This window comes from Cupriavidus sp. 96C5-1, assembly GCF_057798855.1.
In genome coordinates this window covers 1-20,071 of sequence record NZ_JBYOJU010000082.1, presented here as the reverse complement: position 1 = coordinate 20,071, position 20,071 = coordinate 1, and the positions used below count along the sequence as shown (strand labels likewise).

Sequence of the window (20,071 nt, the reverse complement as noted above, 5' to 3'; positions counted from 1 at the left end):
ATCGGGAGGTAGTGGCCATTCGTGCCGGTAACGGCAGATGCGTGAGCCACCACGGGCCATTGCCATCAGGGGCGCTATACTGAAACCAGTGCCATCCGCATTGGCAATGCCGTTCGCGCCGGTAGCGTCAGCAGTTCATTAGAACTGACGCGCCCACCACGAATCCGCAACGTCCCCAAGCCCGACACGCCAGCCCCCCTGCAAGGGGTCGCTTTCTTTTGGTTACTTTTCTTTACGAGTAAAGAAAAGTGACACCTCCATGTGCCCATGAGCCCGACACCACTCCGCCTTTAGGCCCTGCAGACCTGAATCAGGTCCCTACAAACGCAAAAGGACCCTCCAGGCGCCAAGAAAGCATCCATCAGCCCCCCCCAAAAACCACTATCGAAAATTCACCGTCACCTGATTCGCCTGCCCCAGCAACACCGGCGTCAACGCCCCCCGCCCCGGCACCTGAAAAGCAAAAACAAACCCCTTCGTAGCATCGTCGCCGCGAAAGGCCTCGGTAAGCCCCTCCGCCCCTGCCAGCAGCACGCAGCGCTGCGCATTGCAGAGATAGGCCTGCAGTTCCCGCGGCGGCGACGGATTGAAGCTGTAGCGCCACCGCACCGTCGTGATCTCGCCTTGCGACTGTGGCAGGTAGCCAGTCGGCGCGATCGGCGTGGATACCGCACGCGCCCCTTTGCCATACAGCGCGGGGCCGCCCACGGAGGCGGTCCAGGAATGGAGCGCGGACACATCCGGCGCCGCCCACGCCTGGCAGCAGGCATAGGCCAGGACCGCTGCGGCGGCGCAATGGCGGCGCAAAGTCATAGCAGGCCGCGCAGCTGCGAGCGCAGGCGCGTGATGGCCTGGCTGCGGATCTGGCAGACCCGCGATTCCGTCACCTCCAGCACGGCGCCGATTTCACGCAGGTTGAGTTCCTGGTCATAGCACAGCGACAGCACCAGTTTCTCGCGCTCGGGCAGGCGTTCGATGGCGCGGATGAGTGCTTCGCGCATGCCGCTTTCCATCAGCACGGTGAGCGGATTGCCATCGTCGCTGACGCTCAGGTGCCGGTCGAGGAAATCCTCCTCGCCGGAGCGTTCGAAGTCCTCGTAGTGCAACAACTGGCAACCGTAGACCTCGTTGAGCAGTGTCTGGTACTCGTCGAGCGGCAGGTCCAGCTCCTGTGCCACCTCGGAGTCCAGTGGCGCGCGGCCCAGCGTCTGCTCCAGGCCGCGTATGGTGCGCTCGATGCGCCGCGTGAACTGCCGCAGGCTGCGCGATTGCCAGTCGTTGGCGCGTACCTCGTCGAGCATGGCGCCGCGGATGCGCTGGCTGGCGTAGGTCTCGAAGCGTGCACCATGGGTGTCTTCGTAGCGCTTGGCGGCGTCGAGCAGGCCGATCATGCCGGCCTGGATCAGGTCGTCGAGCTGGACGCTGGCGGGCAGCTTGGCCGCCAGTTGCAGAGCGATGCGACGCACCAGGGATGCATGCGCGGTCACGGTATCGGTCTGTTCGAGCTTTCCCTGAATCGTGTACATAATGGAATTCTCGTGAGTCCTGGCTTGGCTTGCCGGCCCCGGCGCTAGGCCAGGGCCGTGGCTGACGGCGCCGTCGGCGCCGTCAGGGTTGAACGGGAACCGGTGGCCAATGGCCAGGCCGCAATGCTCAATGCAATGCGGCGCAGCGCGGCGGTGGCGGGTGCGGCGGGAAAGGCCTCGACCACGCAGCGGCCCAGCGCGGCGCTGCGCCCGACCAGCGGGTCGGACGGCAGGCTGCCGGCGGGGCTCGCGTCGACGCCGAGATACTGGCTGGCGGTGCGCGCCAGGTTACCCAGCACGGCGCCGGCGGCGGACTCGCTGGCGGCGGCGTTGATCACCAGGTGGAAGCGGCGGCAGGCATACAGGTGGTTCATCCGCTTGATCGCGGCGTAAGCGGCCTTGATCGAGTCCGGCTCCGCGCGCAGCACCACGACAAGGTTGTGCGCCGTGCCGGCAAACTGCGACAGGCCACCGTCCGCCTCACTGCGGGCATCGCTCACCACGGTGCGAAAGGCGCTCAGCGCCTGCGGGTCGCCGCTGGCTTGCGGGCTGCCGGGCAGTACCGCGATAGCCCCGGCAGGGCGCTTGCCCAGCGCCGCTTCCAGCGTCAGCGCGCCACCCAGCACGGCGGCCAGGGTGCCCTCCGGGCTCGCGCCGGCCAGCCGGGTGGCGCGCGCGCCGAAGCGATCCTCATCGATGAGCAGCACGCGCTCGCCTTGCAAGGCAAGCGCGTTGGCCAGGCCCAGCGCTACCGTGGTGGCGCCGGCGCCGGCATCGCTCGCGACCACCGCGATGCGGCGCGTGGCGCGTGGCGCCAGCATGCGCCGCAGGCTCTCCGCCTGGTCGGAGGCGAGTAGATTCACGGCTTATTCCCCCTGCACCTGCGCCAGCGGCCGGAACGTGCGGCTATGGCTCATGCTCGCTTCGAGCAAGCCACCGGCGTCGTTGGCGCGAGCACTTTCCGGCTGGGTTTCCGGCGCGGCGGGCATGGTGGCGCGATGACCCCGGGCCGGATAGTTCTCCAGCACGTCGAGCAGGGCCAGCAGACGCCCCATGCCCTCCACCAGCACGGCTGCACCCGGCGTCTGGCGGGCCGGCGCACGGCCGGACAGACGCGCGAGGAAGGCCGCGGCCGTGCCCTCGGCTGCCAGTTCCAGCCGCAGCGCGGCCAGGCCCATCTGCAGCGCCAGCAGCCGGGCGCAAGCCTGGACCTCGGCCTGCGCGGACCCGGTGCCGCCGTCTTGCCGCTCTGCGCCCTGGCCAAGATGGTCCAGCGCATGGCGCAGCGTGCGCAGTTGCGCTTCGCCGGCCTCGGCCCAACGGGCCCAGCGGGCCAGCTGCGCGCCTTCGGCCGACAGCGCCGGATCGCACAGCAGGTAATTCACCGCGAGGGTCTGACCGTTCTCGCGATCGACCACGCGCGACACCAGCAAGCCTGCCTCGATGCCTGCCTCGGCAGCGCCGCGCGTGCCGCGGGCCTGACCCTCGAGCACCCGCACGGGGCCCTGGGCGATCCACTGCACGGCATCGCTGCCGCGGTAGTCGATATCCTCTACCGCGTGGAAGGTCAGCGTTTCGGCCAGCGCGTCGAGCTTGGCGGCCGCGCCGCCGCTGGCCACGCGCGTGGTCTTGCGGGCGGCGGCGAACCAGCGCTCGCCAGCTTGCTGCCAGCGCGCCAGCGCGGCGGCACCTGGCATGGCGTCCAGCACATGGACCACGGTACGGGCTGCGGCGATGGCAGCGCACAGGTTAGCGGCATCCGCCTCCCAGCCACCCTGGGCGGCTTGTAGCGAGGGGCCCACCCGGCCCGCCGGCGCGGCGGCAGCGGCCAGCGGCAGGCCGTCGCGATCCGCCAGCCACAAGGTGTGCTGCCAGGGGCGCGGGGCGCGGCGGCCCGCCGCCGGCGTGGCCACCGTGGCGCTCAGCGCCAGCACGAAACGATCGCAATGGCGGCCCAGGTCGCGGCACGCGGCCTCGCGCACCTGCTGCGCCATCAACCGCGGCGAAGGCGTGCTCTCGGCACGCTGCTGCCACAGGGTACGGGCCAGATCGAAGCCATAGCTGCCCGCGTTCAGCCGCTCGACGCAATCGCCCACCGCATTGGCGCTGTCGGTGAGCGAGCGCAGCATGCCATCGGCACCGCCGGAGCCCGCGCCACGGGCGGTGTCGCTGTCGTCCTGCGGCGGCATGGCGCGCCGCGCGGCTTCGGCGTCGGCAAAGACCGAGCCGCGGCGCGGCGTCTGGAAGGCGCGCTCCACCAGAGCCGCGCCGCTGGCGAGCTCGAGGTGCTCGGGCACGCGCTGGCCGGTGGAGGCGTAGTAAACCGGCAGGCGGTGCCGGATCACCACATCGAGCACGGAGCCCAGGTGCGTGGCTTCATCCAGCTTGCTGACAATGCATCCGTCGATACCGCCGTCCGGCGTGGCGTCATGACGATAGGCATGTACCACCTCATTGAGCGTGTCGCCATGGCTGGCGCCGTTGAGCAGGAGGATGCGCTGCACAGGCGCCTGCACGCCGGCCAGCATGGCGATCTGCTCGGACAGGTTGCGGTCGCGCTGGCTCATGCCGACGGTGTCGATGATCACCAGGTGCTTGTCGGTCAGCGCCGCCAGCGCGAAGCGCAGGTCGGCCGCATCCTTGACCGCGTGCACGGGCACGCCAAGGATGTCGCCGTAGATGCGGAGTTGTTCGTGCGCGCCGATACGGAAGGTGTCGGTGGTCAGCAAGGCCAGGCGTTCCGGGCCGTGCTTGAGCACGAAGCGCGCGGCCAGCTTGGCCGTGGTGGTGGTCTTGCCCACGCCGGTCGGTCCGACCAGGGCCAGTACGCCGCCCTGGGCGAACAGCGCATCTTCGTCGTTCAGCACCGGCACCTTGCGTGCCAGTTCCTGGCGGATCCAGGTCATGGCGGCAGGCCGGTCGTGGCCCAGCGGAAGATGGCCAAGCAGGGTGCGCGCGAGTTGCCCGGAGAAGCCAGCGGTCACCAGCCAGGTAAACAACGAGTCGCGCAGCGGATCGCCGCCCATCGACGGCAGGCTATGGGTGCCCACGCCGGAGAACTGCCGCTCCATCATGGCGCGCATGGTCTGCAGTTCGCCACGCAGGTCGCCCAGGGCGCCGTCGACGGCAACCGCGGCGGGCGGTGGCGCGAAGACAGGCGCACTGCTGGAGATGGCGCCGAGATCGGTATCGCGCATGGCGACAATCTCCACGCCACCTTCAACAGTGCGGTTGGACAGCACCACGGCGTCCGGCCCCATCGCCTCGCGCACCTGGCGCAGGGCCTCGCGGCCATTGGCCGCCACGAATTTAGCTACGCTCATTCTGCGAAACCCCTCACGCTGCGCCACCGATCATTGCGGTGATCCTGATATTTCGGTTGTCCGGCACCTCGGCATGCGAGAGCACCTTGAGCTGGGGCATGGTCCGGCGCAGGAAGCGCGCCAGCAGCGGCCGCAGCGGATGCGGCACCAGCAGCACCGGATCCAGCCCCAGTTGTTCCTGCCGTGCGACCGCACCCTGCGTCTGCTGAAGCAGGGCGTCGGCCAGGCCCGGTTCGATGCCGCCGCCGTTAGTGAGCGCTTGCGACAGCACACGTTCAAGCCCGGCGTCGAGGCCGATGACCTGGAGATCGGCACCGTTGGGGAACCACTGCTGGGTAATGGCGCGCCCCAGCGCAATCCGCACCAGCGAGGTCAGTTCGTTCGGATCGCTGATCTTGGGCGCATGCTCGGCCACCACATCCAGCACGGTGCGCATGTCGCGGATCGGCACGCTTTCGTCCAGCAGGTTCTGCAGGATCTTCTGCAGCGCCGTGAGCGTGATGACCTTGGGCACCAGGTCCTCGGTCAGCTTGGGCGATTCCTTGGCGATGCGGTCGAGCAGCGCCTGCACTTCCTGCCGGCCAAGCAACTCGGCCGCGTGCATGTGGATCAGGTGATTGAGGTGAGTGGCTACTACCGTGCTGGCGTCCACCACGGTATAGCCAAAGGTCTGCGCCTGCTCCTTGAGGCCGCTCTCGATCCATACGGCGGGCAGGCCGAAGGCCGGGTCCCGGCCCGGCGTGCCCGGCAGCGCGCCGGAGACCTGGCCGGGGTTGATCGCCATCCACTGCCCGGGTGCCGCCTCGCCGCGGCCGATTTCCACGCCCTTGAGCGTGATGCGGTAGGCGTTGGGCTTGAGTTCGAGGTTGTCGCGGATATGCACCACCGGCACCAGGAAGCCGATCTCCTGCGCCACCTTCTTGCGAATGCTCTTGATGCGGCCGAGCAGTTCGCCGTGCTGCGCGCGGTCCACCAGCGGGATCAGGCGATAGCCCACCTCCATGCCCAGCGGATCGACCAGGGTGACGTCGTCCCAGGTGGCTTCGGTCGACTCGGGCGCCGCAGCCGGGGCGCGCTCCTCGCGCTTCTTTTCCTGCGCCACCGTCTGGTCGCGCCGCGCCACGAACCGGCCAAACCAGATCAGCGCCCCGGCGAATACCAGGAAGGCAAAGTGGGGCATGCCCGGGATGAGGCCCATCATGCCGATGATGCCGCCGGTCAGGTAAAGCACGCGCGGGTTGGAAAACAGCTGTCCGGTCAGTTGCTGGCCGACGTCCTGCTCGTTGGAGACCCGCGACACGATCACACCGGCTGCGGTGGAGATCACCAGTGCGGGAATCTGCGCCACCAGGCCATCGCCGATGGTCAGCAGCGTGTAGTTGCGCACCGCGGTCGAGAAGTCCAGGTCGTGCTGCAGCATGCCCACCACCATGCCGGCGCCTACGTTGATGAACATGATCAGCAGGCCGGCGATGGCGTCTCCGCGCACGAACTTGCTGGCGCCGTCCATGGCGCCGTAGAAGTCCGATTCCTGCGAGACCTCGGCGCGGCGCTTCTTGGCGCCGTCTTCATTGATCAGGCCCGCGTTGAGATCGGCGTCGATCGCCATCTGCTTGCCGGGCATGGCGTCGAGCATGAAGCGCGCGCCCACCTCGGCGATACGCCCCGCGCCCTTGGTGATCACCATGAAGTTGATCACCACCAGGATGGCGAACACCACGATACCCACGGCGAAGTTGCCGCCCACCAGGAAGTGGCCGAAGGCCTCGATCACCTTGCCCGCGGCATCCGGCCCGGTGTGGCCTTCCAGCAGCACGACGCGGGTCGAGGCCACATTGAGCGACAGACGCAGCAGCGTCGAGAACAGCAGCACGGCAGGGAAGGCGGCAAAATCGAGCGCCTTCTGGGTGTACATGCCCACCAGCAGCACCATGATCGACAGCGCGATATTGAAGGTGAACAGCAGGTCCAGCACAAAGGGGGGCAGCGGCAGGATCATCATGCCGAGGATCATGATGATCAGCAGCGGGCCTGCCAGGGCCTTCATCTGGCCGCCTGCCCGTGCTCCGGGCAGGTTGAACAGCGAGGTCAATGCGTTCATGCGTGACTTTCCGGTACGGCAAACTCGTCCGGCACCGACAATCCGGAGGGGGCATCCGGGTGCGGGCCGTTGGTGTGGTGCCAGTGCTTCAGTTGATAGACCCAGGCCAGCACTTCGGCCACGGCTGTGTACAGGCCCGCCGGGATTTCCTGGCCGAGATCCACGTGACGGTGCAGCGCGCGCGCCAGCGGCGGTGCCGACAGCAAGGGCACGCCATGCTCGGCGGCGATCTCGCGGATGCGGGCGGCGATGGCTTCGCTACCCTTGGCCACCACGCGCGGCGCGCTCATGCGGCCTTCTTCGTAGCGCAAGGCCACCGCGAAGTGGGTCGGGTTGGTCACCACCACGTCGGCCTTGGGCACCTCCGACATCATGCGGCGGCGCGCCATGGCGCGCTGCTGCTGACGGATGCGGCCCTTGACGTGCGGATCGCCCTCGCTCTCCTTGTGCTCCTTCTTGACCTCCTCCTTGGTCATGCGCAGCTTCTTGTAGAAGGTCCAGTATTGCCAGGGCACGTCGAGCGCCGCCACCAGCACCAGCGAGGCCGCCACCATGGCGGAACAGCTCATCACCAGTTCCAGCATGTGCAGCAGGGCTTCATGCACCGGCGCGCTCATCAGCGCGACGGCTTCCGGCAAGCGCCGCCACAGCACCCAGGCGGCCACGCTGCCGACCAGCAACGCCTTGGCGATGGCCTTGACCAGTTCCACCAGCGATTGCGCGGAGAACAGGCGGCCCAGGCCCTTGAGCGGCGACAGGCGGGAGAAATCGGGAGAGAAGGACTTGGCCGAGAACAGAAAGCCGCCCAGCAGCATGGGACCGGCCAGCGCCGCCACGCCGAAGAACAGCAGCAGCGGCAGGAAAGCCAGCAGGCTATCCCAGACCGCCATGGCAAAGCGCGACATCATGCGCGCCGGATCGAAGGCGGTGGCCGGCTCGAAAGCAAGGCTGGCGTGCATCACGGCATCGAGCTTGCTGGCCAGCGTGCCGCCCAGCGTCGACAGCCCGATCACCCCGCTCATCAGCATGATCAGCGTGGAGAGCTCGCGCGAGCGCACGACCTGCCCTTCCTCGCGCGCCTTTTCCAGGCGCCGGGTTGAGGCGGGTTCGGTTTTCTCGAGATCGCTTTCTTCGGACATGGCCGCTCCGTTACGAAGCGGCATGCGGCCGTTCGTCAGGGACGATTATCGGAGCGCGAACCCGTGGGCATTAGGGGGAATAGGGCGGGGATTCCGGTGTTGTTTGCGCAATGGCGGCACCAGTGGCGCGACGCGCGGGGCCTGCGGCCGGGCGCCCCCGCCGCGGCGGCGGGGGTTTTCCGGCAGCCTGCCGCTGCGCCGGAGGCGCTGCCGCGGCAGGCGGGGCGACGCTCAGAAGCCGAGGCTGGCGAGAAGGTCATCCACCTGCGACTGGTCGGAGACCACATCCGCCTTGCCTTCCGGATTGATCTGCGGCCCGTTCATCAACGTGGCCGGCGCTTCCATGCGGCGGTCCGCCGGCACATTGTCGATCAGCACCTGCAGCAGTTCGTGCTCCAGCGACCGGATCATGTCCATCATCTTCTTGATGACCTGGCCGGTCAGATCCTGGAAGTCCTGCGCCATCATGATGTCGAGCAGATGGCTGCCGGTGGCGCGAGCCTGCTGCGGCACGTCGGTGAGGAAGGCGCGGGTGTCCAGCACCAGCTCGCGCGCGTCACCCAGTTCCACCGGTTTCTCGAACCAGGCACCCCAGCGCTTGTCCAGCGCCTCGGCCTGCTTCTCCATGCCGGCCTGGATCGGCTGCGCCAGCTCCACTGCGTTCAGCGTGCGCTCGGCAGCCTGCTCGGTCATGGCGGCAATATAGCTGAGGCGGTCGCGCGCATCGGGAATCGCCTGTGCGGCGCGCTCGATTTCCTTGTCGAGCCCCAATTCGCGCATATTGTCGCGCAGCATCCGTGTCAGGGCGCCAATGCGCTGGAAAAGCTGCTCGGCAGATTCGTTGCTCAGAGTCGGAGTCGTCGACATGTCGCCCACCTTATGCCCCTTCCTTCGCCAGTTTCTCGAAGATCTTGGTGATCTTCTCATCGAGCGTCGCCGCCGTGAACGGCTTGACCACATAGCCGTTCGCGCCGGCCTGTGCCGCGGCGATGATGTTTTCCTTCTTGGCCTCGGCCGTCACCATCAGCACCGGCAGCTTCGCCAGCGCGCCATCGGCGCGGATCGCCTGCAGCATGCTCAGGCCGTCCATGTTCGGCATGTTCCAGTCGGAAACGACGAACTGGAAGCTGCCGTCCTTGACTTTGTCCAGGCCGGCGGCGCCGTCTTCGGCTTCCTCGACGTTGGCAAAACCCAGTTCCTTAAGCAGGTTGCGGATGATCCGACGCATGGTGGGGAAGTCATCGACCACCAGGATCTTCATGTTCTTGTCCACTCTAACGGCTCCAAAACAGTTGTGGAAAGTTACTGCAATACGTACGCCCGCCCCGCCCCGCCCAGGCGGCCAGGCAGGCGCTTGTGCCCTGTCAAACCCGCTGCGCGCGCGTCCCGAAGGTTGCCAGGCGCGCCATGACGCGCTGGCTCATCGCGTGCAACGGTACCACCTCGTGCACCCCACCGGCGGCAATCGCCTCCTTGGGCATGCCAAACACGATGCATGTGCTCTCGTCCTGCGCCAGGTTGTAGGCGCCGGCCTCGCGCATGCGCAGCATGCCCTGTGCGCCGTCCTTGCCCATGCCGGTCAGCATGACGCCGATGGCGTTCTTGCCGGCGTGCACCGCGGCAGAATCGAACAGCACCTCGACCGACGGACGGTGACGGTTGACCGCCGGCTCCTGCGACAGATGGGCCACATAGTTGGCGCCACTGCGGGCCAGGCGCAGATGCGAATCGCCCGGGGCGATATACGCGTAGCCCGGCAGCACGCGCTCGCCGTGCTCCGCCTCCTTGACGGTGATCCGGCACAGCCCGTCGAGCCGCTGCGCGAAGGAACGCGTGAAGCCGGCGGGCATATGCTGGACGATCAGCACCGCAGGGCAATCCGGCGGCATCGGCATCAGGAACTCCTTGATCGCCTCGGTGCCGCCTGTGGAGGCACCGACGATGATCAGTTTTTCCGTCGACAGCAGCGGGCTTCGCAGCATCGGCGCCGCCGGCTCGGCTGCCCCGGCGCTCGGCGGCGCGGCGCTGCGGATGCGCGCGCGCGACGCCGCGCGGATCTTGTCGGCAATGGTGTCCGTGTAGTCCATCAGGCCGTCGCGAATGCCGAGCTTGGGCTTGGTGACGAAATCCACGGCGCCCAGTTCCAGCGCGCGCATGGTGATTTCCGAGCCGCGTTCGGTCAGCGACGACACCATCAGCACCGGCATCGGACGCAGCCGCATCAGCCGCTCGAGGAAGTCGAGCCCGTCCATGCGGGGCATTTCCACGTCGAGCGTGAGCACATCGGGATTCAGGCGCTTGATCAGGTCGCGCGCCACCAGCGGATCGGGAGCGGTACCCACCACCTCCATATCGCTCTGGCTGTTGATGATCTCGGTCATCAGGCTGCGTATCAGCGCGGAATCGTCCACGCACAATACCTTGATCTTTGCCGCAGTCATGTTTTGAATAAATCCTTAACGGTTCAGGGGACGGCAGCCGAGGACGCTCGCCGTGAAAAGAGTTCGGCGCCGCCGGTCGCTGGCTTGGTGGCGGAACTGGCAATGGCGCGCGCCAGCGCGCGTTCGTTGCGTTCGACCACCACCTGGTCATCCTGCCGCGTGAGCCGGCGCACCAGCGCCAGCCCGGTAAGCGGAAAATAGCTGACCCGGCGCGCATGCGGACCGCGCAGGTCCTGGGCCGCCACGCGGATCTCTTCGGTCTTCAGGTACCTGAGGACGAACTCCGCGTTGCGATCGCCGATATTGAGCGTGGTCATATTGGCCAGCACCGCACCGCCGCCAAACACCTTGGCCTCGAGCCGCTCGCGGCGCGCGCCCATCTTCAGCAGTTCGTTGATCAGCACCTCGAGCGCATAGCAGCCGTAGCGCATCGACGCCGACAACAGCCGGTCGGCCCCCACCCCGTCATCGTCCGGCAGCATGAAATGGTTCATGCCGCCCACCCCGGCCTTCTCGTCGCGGATGCAGGCAGCCACGCACGAGCCCAGCACCGTGGTCAGCACGACATCCTCGCCGGTCACGTAGTACTCGTTCGGCAGCAGCTTGATGGCCTGCTTGCCGAATTCCCGGTCGAAGTAGCTGCGGGTGGCAATGGCTTCCGGCAGTTGGGGCGTGCGCATCAGGAACCTCCCAGCCTGGCCGAGGCCGGCGCCAGCTCATAGACCGTCTGCCCACGCAGCTGGAACGCGCGCGTGACGTAGGAAAAATTCTCCGAATGGCCCGCGAACAGCAGCCCGTGCGGCTTGAGCAGCGGCACGAAGCGCTCCAGGATGCGGCCCTGGGTGGGCTTGTCGAAATAGATCATCACGTTACGGCAGAAGATCGCGTCGAACTTCTCGCGAATCCCCCAGTCGGGCGCCAGCAGGTTGAGCGGCTCGAAGCTGATGGTGGAGGCCAGCTCCGGCTTGACCTTGACCGCCCCGGCGCGCTGGCCGGTGCCCTTGAGGAAAAAGCGCTTGAGCCGCTCCTGCGAAAGCTTGTTCACCTGCTCGGCGGTATAGACACCGGCACGGGCCTTGGCCAGCACCTGGGTGTCGATATCGGTGGCCAGCACGGTGCCCGCGCGCTCGCCGAGCGCCTCGGCCAGCGTGATGGCGATCGAGTAAGGCTCCTCGCCGGTGGACGCCGCCGAGCACCATACCGAGTAAGGCCGGCCGATCTTCTTGGCGTGCTCCGCCAGCAAGGGAAAATGATGCGCCTCGCGGAAGAAGGAGGTCAGGTTGGTGGTGAGCGCGTTGGTGAAGAACTCCCACTCATCCGACCCTTCATCGGCGTCGAGCATGGCAAGGTAGCTGCCGAAGTCGACCAGCTGCAGCGTGCGCAGCCGCCGCGCAAGGCGGCTGTACACCATCTCGCGCTTGTGGCTGCCGAGCGAGATGCCCGCGCGGCGATGGATCATCGCGCGGATCTTCTCGAAATCGCGTTCGGTCAGCAGGAAGTCCCGCGGCTCGTCGCGCCGCATGGATGCGGGCTGCGCTGATTGCGGGCCGGCGGCAAAGGCGGTTGGGCGAAGCTGCGTCATGTGTTGCGGGGGCTGTTGGCCGTAGGCTGGCTGGTGCTAGTGCTATTGCTGGTGCTATTGCTTGGTGCCTGGTATTGCTTGCCGATGCGCCGGTAAGTACCTGGGCGGAATCAGGCGAGTTCGGCCTCGACCAGCTCCATCTCGGGGCTGGTCATCAGCTTTTCGATATCGATCAGGATCAGCATGCGCCCGTCGACGGTGCCCAGGCCGGTCAGGTGATCGTTCGAGACCGAGACGCCGAACTCCGGCGCCGGCTTGATGGCTTCGCCGGTCAGGGTCAGTACATCCGACACGCCGTCCACCACGATGCCGACCACGCGCCCGGCGATATTGAGGATGATGACCACGGTCTGGTGGTCATAGCGCACGTTGCCCAGGCGGAATTTCAGGCGCAGGTCGACGATCGGCACGATCACGCCGCGCAGATTGGTCACGCCCTTGATGAAGTCAGGCGCGTTCGCCAGGCGGGTCACCGCGTCGTAGCCGCGGATCTCCTGCACCTTGAGGATGTCGATGCCATATTCCTCGCTTCCCAGCGTGAAAACCAGGAATTCCTGCCCGGAAGCCTCGCTCCCCGGGGTATCGATGTGTCCGATGCCGGCCATGATGTCTTGTTCTCCTGAGCGTTAAGCGAGCGCCGGGTCTTGGCGGCGCACCCCGGTGCGCTGCAGCGCACCGACGTCCACGATCAGCGCCACGCTGCCGTCGCCCAGGATGGTGGCGGCGGAAATGCAAGGCACCTTGCGGTAGTTGGTTTCGAGATTCTTCAGCACGACCTGGTGCTGTCCGATCAACTGGTCGACCAGCAGCGCGAAACGCTTGCCTTCGGCCTGCAGGATCACGGCAATGCCCTGGGTCGGCTCCTGCACGGCGTCGGCCACATTGAACACGCGGTGCAACTCCAGCAGCGGCAGGTACTCGCCGCGCACGTGCATGACGCGGTCGTTGTTGGCGGCCGTGTGCACGTCTTCCGGCTTGGGCTGCAGCGATTCCATCACGCAGTTCAGCGGCAGGATGAAGGTCTCGGCGCCAACCTTGACCGACATGCCATCCAGGATCGCCAGCGTCAGCGGCAGCACGATGCGGGTCGTCGTGCCCTGGCCCGGACGCGAGGTGACCTCGACATGGCCCCCCATCTCCTGGATGTTCCGCTTGACCACGTCCATGCCCACGCCGCGGCCGGACAGGTCGGTGACCGCTTCGGCGGTGGAGAAGCCCGGCGCGAAGATCAGCTGCCAGACTTCCTCGTCGCTGATGTTGTCGGAGACCGGCAGGCCGTTCTGCAGCGCCTTGGCGAGGATCTTGTCGCGGCGCAGGCCGCCGCCGTCGTCGCTGACCTCGATGACGATGTTGCCGCCATGATGCTGGGCGGACAGGATCAGCTGGCCGGTCGGCTCCTTGCCGGCCGCAATGCGCTTGTCCGGCGTTTCGATGCCATGGTCCAGGCTGTTGCGCACCAGGTGGGTGAGCGGATCGATGATGCGTTCGATCAGGCTCTTGTCGAGCTCGGTGGCCTTGCCGAAGGTGACCAGGTCGATCTGCTTGCCGAGCTTGCCGGCAAGGTCGCGCACCAGGCGCGGGAAGCGCGAGAACACGTAGTCCATCGGCATCATGCGGATCGACATGACGGCTTCCTGCAGGTCGCGTGCGTTGCGCTCCAACTGGCCCATGCCGGAAAACAAACGGTCGAACAGCACGGGATCGAGCGACGAGGCGGTCTGCGCCAGCATCGATTGCGTGATCACCAGTTCGCCCACCAGGTTGATGATCTGGTCCACCTTTTCGGTCGGCACGCGGATCGAGCCGGACTCCTGCGCATGGGCTGCGGCGGCGGGCTGCGGCTTGGCTTTTTCCTTGGCCGCAGGCGCGGCGGCAGGCGCCGCGGCAACCGGGACTGCGGGCGCCGCTGCCGGGGCCTCGGCAACGGGGGCGGCGGCTTCGGCAGCAGGCGCAGGCGCGCTTGCAGCCGCGGCTTCCACCACGATCTGGTCGCCGTCCACGACGAAACAGCACACCGCGATGATGTCGTCGGCGCTGCACTGGCTCTGCAGCCAGATGGTGAGATCACCGCCCTCTTCCTGCTGACCGGTGATCTCGCCCAGGTTGGCCAGTTCCTCGCGCAGCAGCGCCTGGTCCGACGGCGACACCTTGATCAGCGTCACCTTCAACCCACCGCCCGCGGCGGGCGCGGGGGCGGCGGCAACGGCTGCCACCGGGGCAGGTGCAGGGGCTGCCGCCGCGGCGGGCGCACCGCCCGAGGCCTCGAGCGCCAGTTGCTGCAAAACGGCGCAAATACGCGCCAGCGTTTCCGGATCCGGTTCGGTACCGTTACGGTAAGCGTTGAGCTGATCTTGCAACACGTCCTTGGTTTCCAGAAAAGTGTCGATAATGGTCCGGGACAACGCCAGCTCCCGCCGCCGCGTGCGGTCGAGCAGGTTTTCCAGCAGGTGCGTGGTTTCGGTCAGGGCCGCGAAGCCGAAGGTGGCAGCGCCGCCCTTGATCGAGTGCGCCGCGCGAAAGATCGCGTTGAGCTCTTCCGCATCGGGGGACTCAAGATCCAGCCCGAGCAGCAGTTGCTCCATTTCCACTAGAAGTTCTTCCGCCTCCTCGAAGAAGGTCTGGTAGAACTGTGTGATATCGATATCGACAGACATAACCGTCCTGGCTCACTGAATTTTGCTGTGAAGCCCGCTGCCGGTGCGGCAGGCGGTCTTCATTGAACACTGCCCGGCTTGGCCGGGGCCGCGGCGGCGTTGCCCTGCACAGCCGCGGCCGGCCCGGCCGAGACGGCCGGTGCGGCTTTGGCTGGCGGGGCGGAGGCGGCCGCCAGGCCTGCCTGCACTTCCTCGCCCACTTCACCAGCCTTTGCCGCCACCGTTACCTCGGCGGCGCTGGCATTCTCGGCCTCGATGCGCGATTGCGCGCGCTGGTTCAGCACCACGATGCTGATGCGGCGGTTGATCGGCGCCAGATCGTCTTTCTTGTCCAGCGGCATGGTCGCGGCCAGGCCGATCACACGCAGTACCTTGCCCTCGTTCATGCCGCCGGCAATCAGTTCGCGGCGCGAGGCGTTGGACCGGTCGGAAGACAATTCCCAGTTGCTGTACGTGCGCTCGCCATTGGAATAATTGGCGGCATCGGTATGGCCGGACAGGCTGACCTTGTTGGGCATCTCGTTGAGTACCGGGCCGATCTCGCGCAGGATGGTGCGCATATAGGGCTCGACCGTGGCGCTGCCGGTGCGGAACATCGGCCGGTTCTGGGTATCCAGGATCTGGATGCGCAAGCCCTCGCTGGTGATATCGAGCAGCAGTTGCGGGCGGAACTGGCGCAGCACCGGATTGTTCTCGATGATCTGCTCAAGGCGCTTCTTGAGCGCGCGCAGGCGCTCGCCTTCCTGGCGCTCCTTGGCCTTCTGCGCGGCATCGTCCGGGGCTTTCCTGACGTCCGCATCCTGCCGGGTAACGTCGAGACCGCCGCCCGGAATCACGCTGGAAGACTCGCTGCTCCTATTGCCTCCCGCAATCGCCACCTTCAGCGGCGTGCGGAAGTATTCCGCCAACTGCACCAGGTCCTTGGGCTGCGCGGCCTTCAGCAGCCACAGCACCAGGAACAACGCCATCATCGCCGTCATGAAGTCGGCATAGGCGATCTTCCACGATCCGCCGTGATGCCCTGCGCTGCTTTTCTTGATGCGTTTGACGACAATGGGATGCGAACCGTGCTCACCGCTCATCGCTGTCGCTCCTCTTCGTCAGGTGATGCTCTTGACTTCGCGGACATGATCGTCCAGCTCGAGGAAGGACGGCCGCTCCGTCGAGTACAGCACCTTGCGGCCGAACTCCACCGCCACCAGGGGTGCATATCCGTTGAGCGAAGCCAGCAGCGTGACCTTGACGCACTCGTACATCTTCACGGTCTCGTTGACCTGGTGTTCAACACGTGCCGCCAGCGGCGAGACGAAACCATAGGCCAGCAAGATGCCGAGGAAAGTGCCCACCATGGCGTGGGCGATCAGTGCGCCGAGTTCCGCCGGCGGCAGGTCCGCAGATGCCAGCGCGTGCACCACGCCCATCACGGCGGCCACGATGCCGAAGGCGGGCAGGCCGTCGCCGACACGCGTCAGCGCATGCGCGGGCACCTCGGCTTCATGGCGGAAGGTCTCGATCTCGTGGTCCATCAGGGCCTCGATCTCGAACGCGTTCATATTGCCGTTGACCATCATGCGCAGGTAGTCCGTGAGGAACTCCATCATCGCCGGGTCGGCGAGGATGCGCGGATACTGGCTGAACACGCTGCTGGCCGCCGGATCCGCGATCTCCTTCTCGAGGAACAGGATGCCTTCGCGGCGGGCCTTGGATAACAGGACATAAAGCAGCGCCATCACTTCCATGTACAGCGCCTTGCTGTACTTGCTGCTGCGAAACAGGGTGGGCACCGCACGAATGGTGGCCTTGATGGCCTTGCCATTGTTAGAGCTGATGAACGCGCCGATGGCGGCGCCGCCAATGATGACAAGCTCTGCCGGTTGATAAAGCGCGCCCATGTGGCCGCCGGTCATGGCGTATCCACCAAGCACCGCCGCCACCACGACAACATAGCCAATTACAACTAGCACGATTGATTCCCCGTCTGAAAAACACGCGTCAGGCACGCACAAGGGCCTCCCCTCCAGGCGGGCGGAATACCGCCTGCCTGGATAGGGCTTACCAACCACGCAGACTCTCTTCGAACCTGACCTCGGTACCTTGGAGTCCTTGAATCCTTCGGACTTTCGGTCCTCGAGTCCTTCAGTCTCCGGTCTTTGGCCGTTGGTTGCCGATACCTGAAGACTTCGCAGTCATAAGACTTAACGACTCAAGATGGAAAGACTTGAGCGGGAAAGCCTCAAAGACCCAAAGACTCCGGTCAGGCGACAGCTTGCGCGGGAGCGACGTCCTTCGAGAGCTTCTTTGCCTTGCCGGCACGGGAGGGCGGACGGCACAGGCTGCATACGAAATTCGCATGCGGCTCGTACGCGTGTGTAACGAACTGCCCACCGCAGCAGGTGCAACTGGAAAGCTGCAGCATGTTGCTCTCGAAAAACCGTACTAACGTCCAGGCACGGGTGAAACTTAAGACAATTTCGCTTTCGAGCAGCGATACGTGCTCGAGATAGAGCCGATAGCTCGCCACCACTGCGCGGATGCCAACCGTCTCGCCCTGCTGGACCATGAACTGATAGGCCGAGAAGAACAGCGAGGAATGGATGTTTGGCAACCAGGTGGTAAACCAGTCGGTCGAGAAGGGGAGCATGCCCTTGGGGGGCGACGCGCCGCGCAGTTCCTTGTAGAGCCGGATCAAGCGGTCGCGCGAGAGCGTGGTCTCGGCTTCAAGCACCTGCAGGCGCGCACCCAGGCCGATCAGCTCGATGGCGAGCTGGGTCTGGTTGGCGTCCTGCAACACGCTCTTGCGATTGGGGACGGGAGTGGCCGTGATACTCCGGGCCGACGGAGCTTGCAGGAGCGCGGTCAATTGAGCGACTCCACAGGCTGTCGGGCGAGCAGGATGGCAGCATGGATCTGCTGCATATCGTGGCTCTTGGCCGTATGCGTGAGTGTCGACAGCAAGGCATGGTCGTCGAACCTGAATCGGCACAAGACCATGTTGGACGCTGCCAACTTGACGAGCTGGGCCGGTGTCAGTTTGGCGAGAATGTCGGCAATTTCCTTGCTGACGCCAAGCCTGAACATGGCTTCCAGATGATTTTCGCGCACTAGGCGTTGCGCGAGCAGCAGATAGGCGAGGTTAACCTCCCTGATCTCCTGGAGAACTTCACTGCTTTCCAATTTTTCCCCGCTACCAAATAACCCTTCGACCGCTTGTCCGGCGCTTACCTTCAGCAAGAAGCTGGAGGCGACCAGATCGTTTGTATGCGTGCTCGATGGGTACTGCGTAAAACTACGGAACTGCGCTTGGGCCACACTTATCCAAAACGTTACAAGTGTTACAGAGTGTAAGTGCGGCTGTGAGAGTTATATCGGCAATTAGACCAGACTGCCAATCCCCTCTAACGTTGGGGTAACGTCATGTCGCACGAAACATACATGGGACACGAAGTTTGTAACAAGTCACAGCTTTGTAATGTGATTTGCATCAAAACTGTTACGGGTATGTAACAGAGGAATAGCTCTAAAAATGCATTCCGCATCACCCATTCACGGACCGCCGTAGTCACATTCCACTATTGACGCGAATGGACTCATTGCACTAGGACACGCCGCAACCATGCGGCCACCCTCGCGAACAGGTCGTCAGGCTCTTCGCGGAACAGATGAGGGCAGGTTTGCTCCACTTGCTCCATCACCCGCACGGCCTCATCCGCGCTCACCGAGCCATAGTCCATGGACAGCCCCAGCACCGCGCGCAGCTCGCCCAGCCGCGAACGCGCGGCGCCTGCGGCGCGTTCCGTCTGCACCATGTACATGGTGTCGTAGACCCGGCGGCGCAGGCTCTCCGCCACTCGCCAGGCCGGCGTCTGCATCTGTTCCTCGAGCGCGCGGATTTCCACCGCCGAGGTGGCGAGCTGGGAAGCCAGGGGATCGGTGAAAGCGAGGTCGGACCCGGCATCTTCCAGGATCTGCCGGGCCCAGTCGCGAGCGTGCGCAAGGCGCTCCTGCGGCGTCCATTCGTAACGCACCGCCAGGCCGTAGCCAAAGCGCTGGGCGTCGCGCAGCAGGGTGGCCATGGCATTGGGCAACTGCTTGTTGAACACGCGCTTGGCCCATGCGTATTCGCCGCCCGACAGCAGCCGGGTGACGGCGCGCTCCGTCAGCGGGCCATCATGGTGAAGCAGGCGCGCGCGCAGGAAGTCGTCGAAGCCGGGTGGCGTGAACTCGCTGTCCAGTCCCGTTGAGAGCTTGACGAAATGCTCGAACTCGGCGCGCAGCTTGGCCGCGGCCTCTTCGGGCAGCGTCAGGGCGATATCCGTGGTCATGATGTGCTGTGCCGGCTGTTGCGCTGCGCGAGGGGCTCCGGCCCGCGCCGCCTGCCCTCCCTCTCCCGCAGGCATCAGAAGGCGCTCCAGTCACCGCTGTCGGAGGTGGCAAGCGCGGCCGGACGCGCAGCCCTGGCCTGGGCCGGCGTATCGGCTTCACGCGCGGGTTTTTCCGCCGGAGCCGGCTCGGCTGCCTCGGCCTCGTCATGGCCTTTGCCGTGCACCGGCGCTCCGGCACGCACCGGCCGCGCGGCGGCGATGACCTTGGGCCGCGCCGTCTCGGTGCGGGAGCCAGCGAAGGCATCCGCCTGGGCCAGGCGGAAGCCCGCGACCGAGGCCTGCAAGCGCGTTGCCTGGTCTTCCAGCGATCCGGCCGCGGCCGCGGCCTGCTCCACCAGCGCCGCGTTCTGCTGCGTCACCTCGTCCATCTGGGTCACGGCCTTGTTGACCTGCTCGATGCCTGAGCTTTGCTCGGCGGATGCCGCGCTGATCTCGCCCATGATGTCGGTCACGCGCTTGACCGCCTGCACGATCTCGCCCATGGTCTGCCCGGCCTGACCCACCAGCGCCGAGCCGTTGTCCACCCGCGCCACCGTATCGCCGATCAGGCCCTTGATTTCCTTGGCCGCGTTCGCGCTGCGCTGTGCCAGGCTGCGCACCTCGCCGGCCACCACCGCGAAGCCCCGGCCCTGCTCGCCCGCACGCGCGGCTTCCACCGCCGCGTTCAGCGCCAGGATATTGGTCTGGAACGCAATCCCTTCGATCACGCCGATAATGTCGACGATCTTCTTCGATGCCCCGTTGATCTCGTCCATGGTCTGCACCACGCGCCCCACCACTTCGCCGCCCTTGACCGCGGTCTCCGATGCGTTGGCCGCCAGGCCGCTGGCCTGGCGCGCGTTGTCCGCGTTCTGGCGCACCGTGCTCGTCAGCTCTTCCATGCTCGATGCGGTTTCTTCCAGCGACGCCGCCTGCTGCTCGGT

General features: G+C 66.0%; 19 protein-coding genes. All 19 read right to left on the bottom strand.

The genetic code is table 11. The features are described 5' to 3' along the window. Window positions 1-381 precede the first annotated feature (381 nt). Window positions 382-813: a flagellar protein FlhE gene (locus tag AC3FOF_RS43360; protein WP_017225389.1), complete on the bottom strand. Its 432-nt coding sequence runs from the start codon at window positions 811-813 to the stop codon at window positions 382-384. Beyond that, window positions 810-1,526: an RNA polymerase sigma factor FliA gene (locus AC3FOF_RS43355; RefSeq protein ID WP_017225388.1), complete on the bottom strand. Its 717-nt coding sequence runs from the start codon at window positions 1,524-1,526 to the stop codon at window positions 810-812. The genes AC3FOF_RS43360 and AC3FOF_RS43355 overlap by 4 nt, the downstream gene beginning before the upstream one ends. Before the next feature lie 44 nt (window positions 1,527-1,570). Next, window positions 1,571-2,389: a MinD/ParA family ATP-binding protein gene (locus tag AC3FOF_RS43350; RefSeq protein ID WP_488730179.1), complete on the bottom strand. Its 819-nt coding sequence runs from the start codon at window positions 2,387-2,389 to the stop codon at window positions 1,571-1,573. Between the two features lie 3 nt (window positions 2,390-2,392). After that, window positions 2,393-4,849 carry a flagellar biosynthesis GTPase FlhF gene (flhF, locus tag AC3FOF_RS43345; RefSeq protein ID WP_488730178.1) on the bottom strand — a complete coding sequence of 819 codons (2,457 nt, stop codon included), beginning with the start codon at window positions 4,847-4,849 and terminating at the stop codon, window positions 2,393-2,395. Window positions 4,850-4,862: 13 nt separating this feature from the next. After that, window positions 4,863-6,950: a flagellar biosynthesis protein FlhA gene (gene flhA, locus AC3FOF_RS43340; RefSeq protein WP_017225873.1), complete on the bottom strand. Its 2,088-nt coding sequence runs from the start codon at window positions 6,948-6,950 to the stop codon at window positions 4,863-4,865. Continuing rightward, a complete protein-coding gene (gene flhB, locus AC3FOF_RS43335; RefSeq protein ID WP_017225872.1) occupies window positions 6,947-8,089 on the bottom strand; it encodes a flagellar biosynthesis protein FlhB in 1,143 nt (380 codons plus the stop codon). The genes flhA and flhB overlap by 4 nt, the downstream gene beginning before the upstream one ends. Window positions 8,090-8,320: 231 nt before the next feature. Then, window positions 8,321-8,956, bottom strand: coding sequence for a protein phosphatase CheZ (gene cheZ / locus AC3FOF_RS43330; protein ID WP_017226360.1), 636 nt, complete (start codon window positions 8,954-8,956; stop codon window positions 8,321-8,323). 10 nt (window positions 8,957-8,966) lie between these two features. After that, window positions 8,967-9,362, bottom strand: a complete 396-nt coding sequence (cheY, locus tag AC3FOF_RS43325) for a chemotaxis response regulator CheY (RefSeq protein ID WP_017226359.1) — start codon at window positions 9,360-9,362, stop codon at window positions 8,967-8,969. 91 nt (window positions 9,363-9,453) lie between these two features. Then, a complete protein-coding gene (locus tag AC3FOF_RS43320; protein ID WP_017226358.1) occupies window positions 9,454-10,530 on the bottom strand; it encodes a protein-glutamate methylesterase/protein-glutamine glutaminase in 1,077 nt (358 codons plus the stop codon). A 23-nt stretch (window positions 10,531-10,553) separates the two neighbouring features. Further along, complete coding sequence (gene cheD / locus AC3FOF_RS43315; RefSeq protein ID WP_017226357.1) at window positions 10,554-11,210, bottom strand: chemoreceptor glutamine deamidase CheD; 657 nt, start codon at window positions 11,208-11,210, stop codon at window positions 10,554-10,556. Further along, window positions 11,210-12,112: a CheR family methyltransferase gene (locus tag AC3FOF_RS43310; RefSeq protein ID WP_017226356.1), complete on the bottom strand. Its 903-nt coding sequence runs from the start codon at window positions 12,110-12,112 to the stop codon at window positions 11,210-11,212. Before AC3FOF_RS43310 ends, cheD begins: the two co-directional genes overlap by 1 nt. Window positions 12,113-12,222: 110 nt before the next feature. After that, a complete protein-coding gene (gene cheW / locus AC3FOF_RS43305) occupies window positions 12,223-12,717 on the bottom strand; it encodes a chemotaxis protein CheW (protein WP_017226355.1) in 495 nt (164 codons plus the stop codon). 21 nt (window positions 12,718-12,738) lie between these two features. Beyond that, on the bottom strand, window positions 12,739-14,766 hold the full coding sequence (gene cheA, locus AC3FOF_RS43300) for a chemotaxis protein CheA (protein ID WP_488730177.1): 2,028 nt from the start codon (window positions 14,764-14,766) through the stop codon (window positions 12,739-12,741). Between the two features lie 59 nt (window positions 14,767-14,825). Then, window positions 14,826-15,848, bottom strand: a complete 1,023-nt coding sequence (motB, locus tag AC3FOF_RS43295) for a flagellar motor protein MotB (protein WP_488730176.1) — start codon at window positions 15,846-15,848, stop codon at window positions 14,826-14,828. Window positions 15,849-15,866: 18 nt separating this feature from the next. Next, window positions 15,867-16,730, bottom strand: a complete 864-nt coding sequence (gene motA / locus AC3FOF_RS43290; protein WP_035814848.1) for a flagellar motor stator protein MotA — start codon at window positions 16,728-16,730, stop codon at window positions 15,867-15,869. Window positions 16,731-17,020: 290 nt separating this feature from the next. Continuing rightward, window positions 17,021-17,626, bottom strand: coding sequence for a flagellar transcriptional regulator FlhC (gene flhC, locus AC3FOF_RS43285; protein WP_017229174.1), 606 nt, complete (start codon window positions 17,624-17,626; stop codon window positions 17,021-17,023). After that, the gene (gene flhD, locus AC3FOF_RS43280) at window positions 17,623-17,940 is read right to left on the bottom strand and encodes a flagellar transcriptional regulator FlhD (protein WP_006162633.1); all 318 of its coding nucleotides are present in this window, start codon (window positions 17,938-17,940) and stop codon (window positions 17,623-17,625) included. Before flhD ends, flhC begins: the two co-directional genes overlap by 4 nt. Before the next feature lie 413 nt (window positions 17,941-18,353). Next, a complete protein-coding gene (locus AC3FOF_RS43275) occupies window positions 18,354-19,088 on the bottom strand; it encodes a DUF4088 family protein (protein WP_017229176.1) in 735 nt (244 codons plus the stop codon). A gap of 74 nt (window positions 19,089-19,162) precedes the next feature. Continuing rightward, a partial coding sequence (locus AC3FOF_RS43270; RefSeq protein WP_488730175.1) for a methyl-accepting chemotaxis protein occupies window positions 19,163-20,071 on the bottom strand: 909 nt, incomplete at its 5' end.

What these genes read in the sequence shown, in the direction of transcription:
- AC3FOF_RS43360 (WP_017225389.1), bottom strand. Translation starts at nt 813, where the DNA reads ATGACTTTGCGCCGCCATTGCGCCGCCGCAGCGGTCCTGGCCTATGCC.
- AC3FOF_RS43355 (WP_017225388.1), bottom strand. Translation starts at nt 1,526, where the DNA reads ATGTACACGATTCAGGGAAAGCTCGAACAGACCGATACCGTGACCGCG.
- flhF (WP_488730178.1), bottom strand. Translation starts at nt 4,849, where the DNA reads ATGAGCGTAGCTAAATTCGTGGCGGCCAATGGCCGCGAGGCCCTGCGC.
- flhA (WP_017225873.1), bottom strand. Translation starts at nt 6,950, where the DNA reads ATGAACGCATTGACCTCGCTGTTCAACCTGCCCGGAGCACGGGCAGGC.
- flhB (WP_017225872.1), bottom strand. Translation starts at nt 8,089, where the DNA reads ATGTCCGAAGAAAGCGATCTCGAGAAAACCGAACCCGCCTCAACCCGG.
- cheZ (WP_017226360.1), bottom strand. Translation starts at nt 8,956, where the DNA reads ATGTCGACGACTCCGACTCTGAGCAACGAATCTGCCGAGCAGCTTTTC.
- AC3FOF_RS43320 (WP_017226358.1), bottom strand. Translation starts at nt 10,530, where the DNA reads ATGACTGCGGCAAAGATCAAGGTATTGTGCGTGGACGATTCCGCGCTG.
- cheD (WP_017226357.1), bottom strand. Translation starts at nt 11,210, where the DNA reads ATGCGCACGCCCCAACTGCCGGAAGCCATTGCCACCCGCAGCTACTTC.
- AC3FOF_RS43310 (WP_017226356.1), bottom strand. Translation starts at nt 12,112, where the DNA reads ATGACGCAGCTTCGCCCAACCGCCTTTGCCGCCGGCCCGCAATCAGCG.
- cheW (WP_017226355.1), bottom strand. Translation starts at nt 12,717, where the DNA reads ATGGCCGGCATCGGACACATCGATACCCCGGGGAGCGAGGCTTCCGGG.
- cheA (WP_488730177.1), bottom strand. Translation starts at nt 14,766, where the DNA reads ATGTCTGTCGATATCGATATCACACAGTTCTACCAGACCTTCTTCGAG.
- motB (WP_488730176.1), bottom strand. Translation starts at nt 15,848, where the DNA reads ATGAGCGGTGAGCACGGTTCGCATCCCATTGTCGTCAAACGCATCAAG.
- AC3FOF_RS43275 (WP_017229176.1), bottom strand. Translation starts at nt 19,088, where the DNA reads ATGACCACGGATATCGCCCTGACGCTGCCCGAAGAGGCCGCGGCCAAG.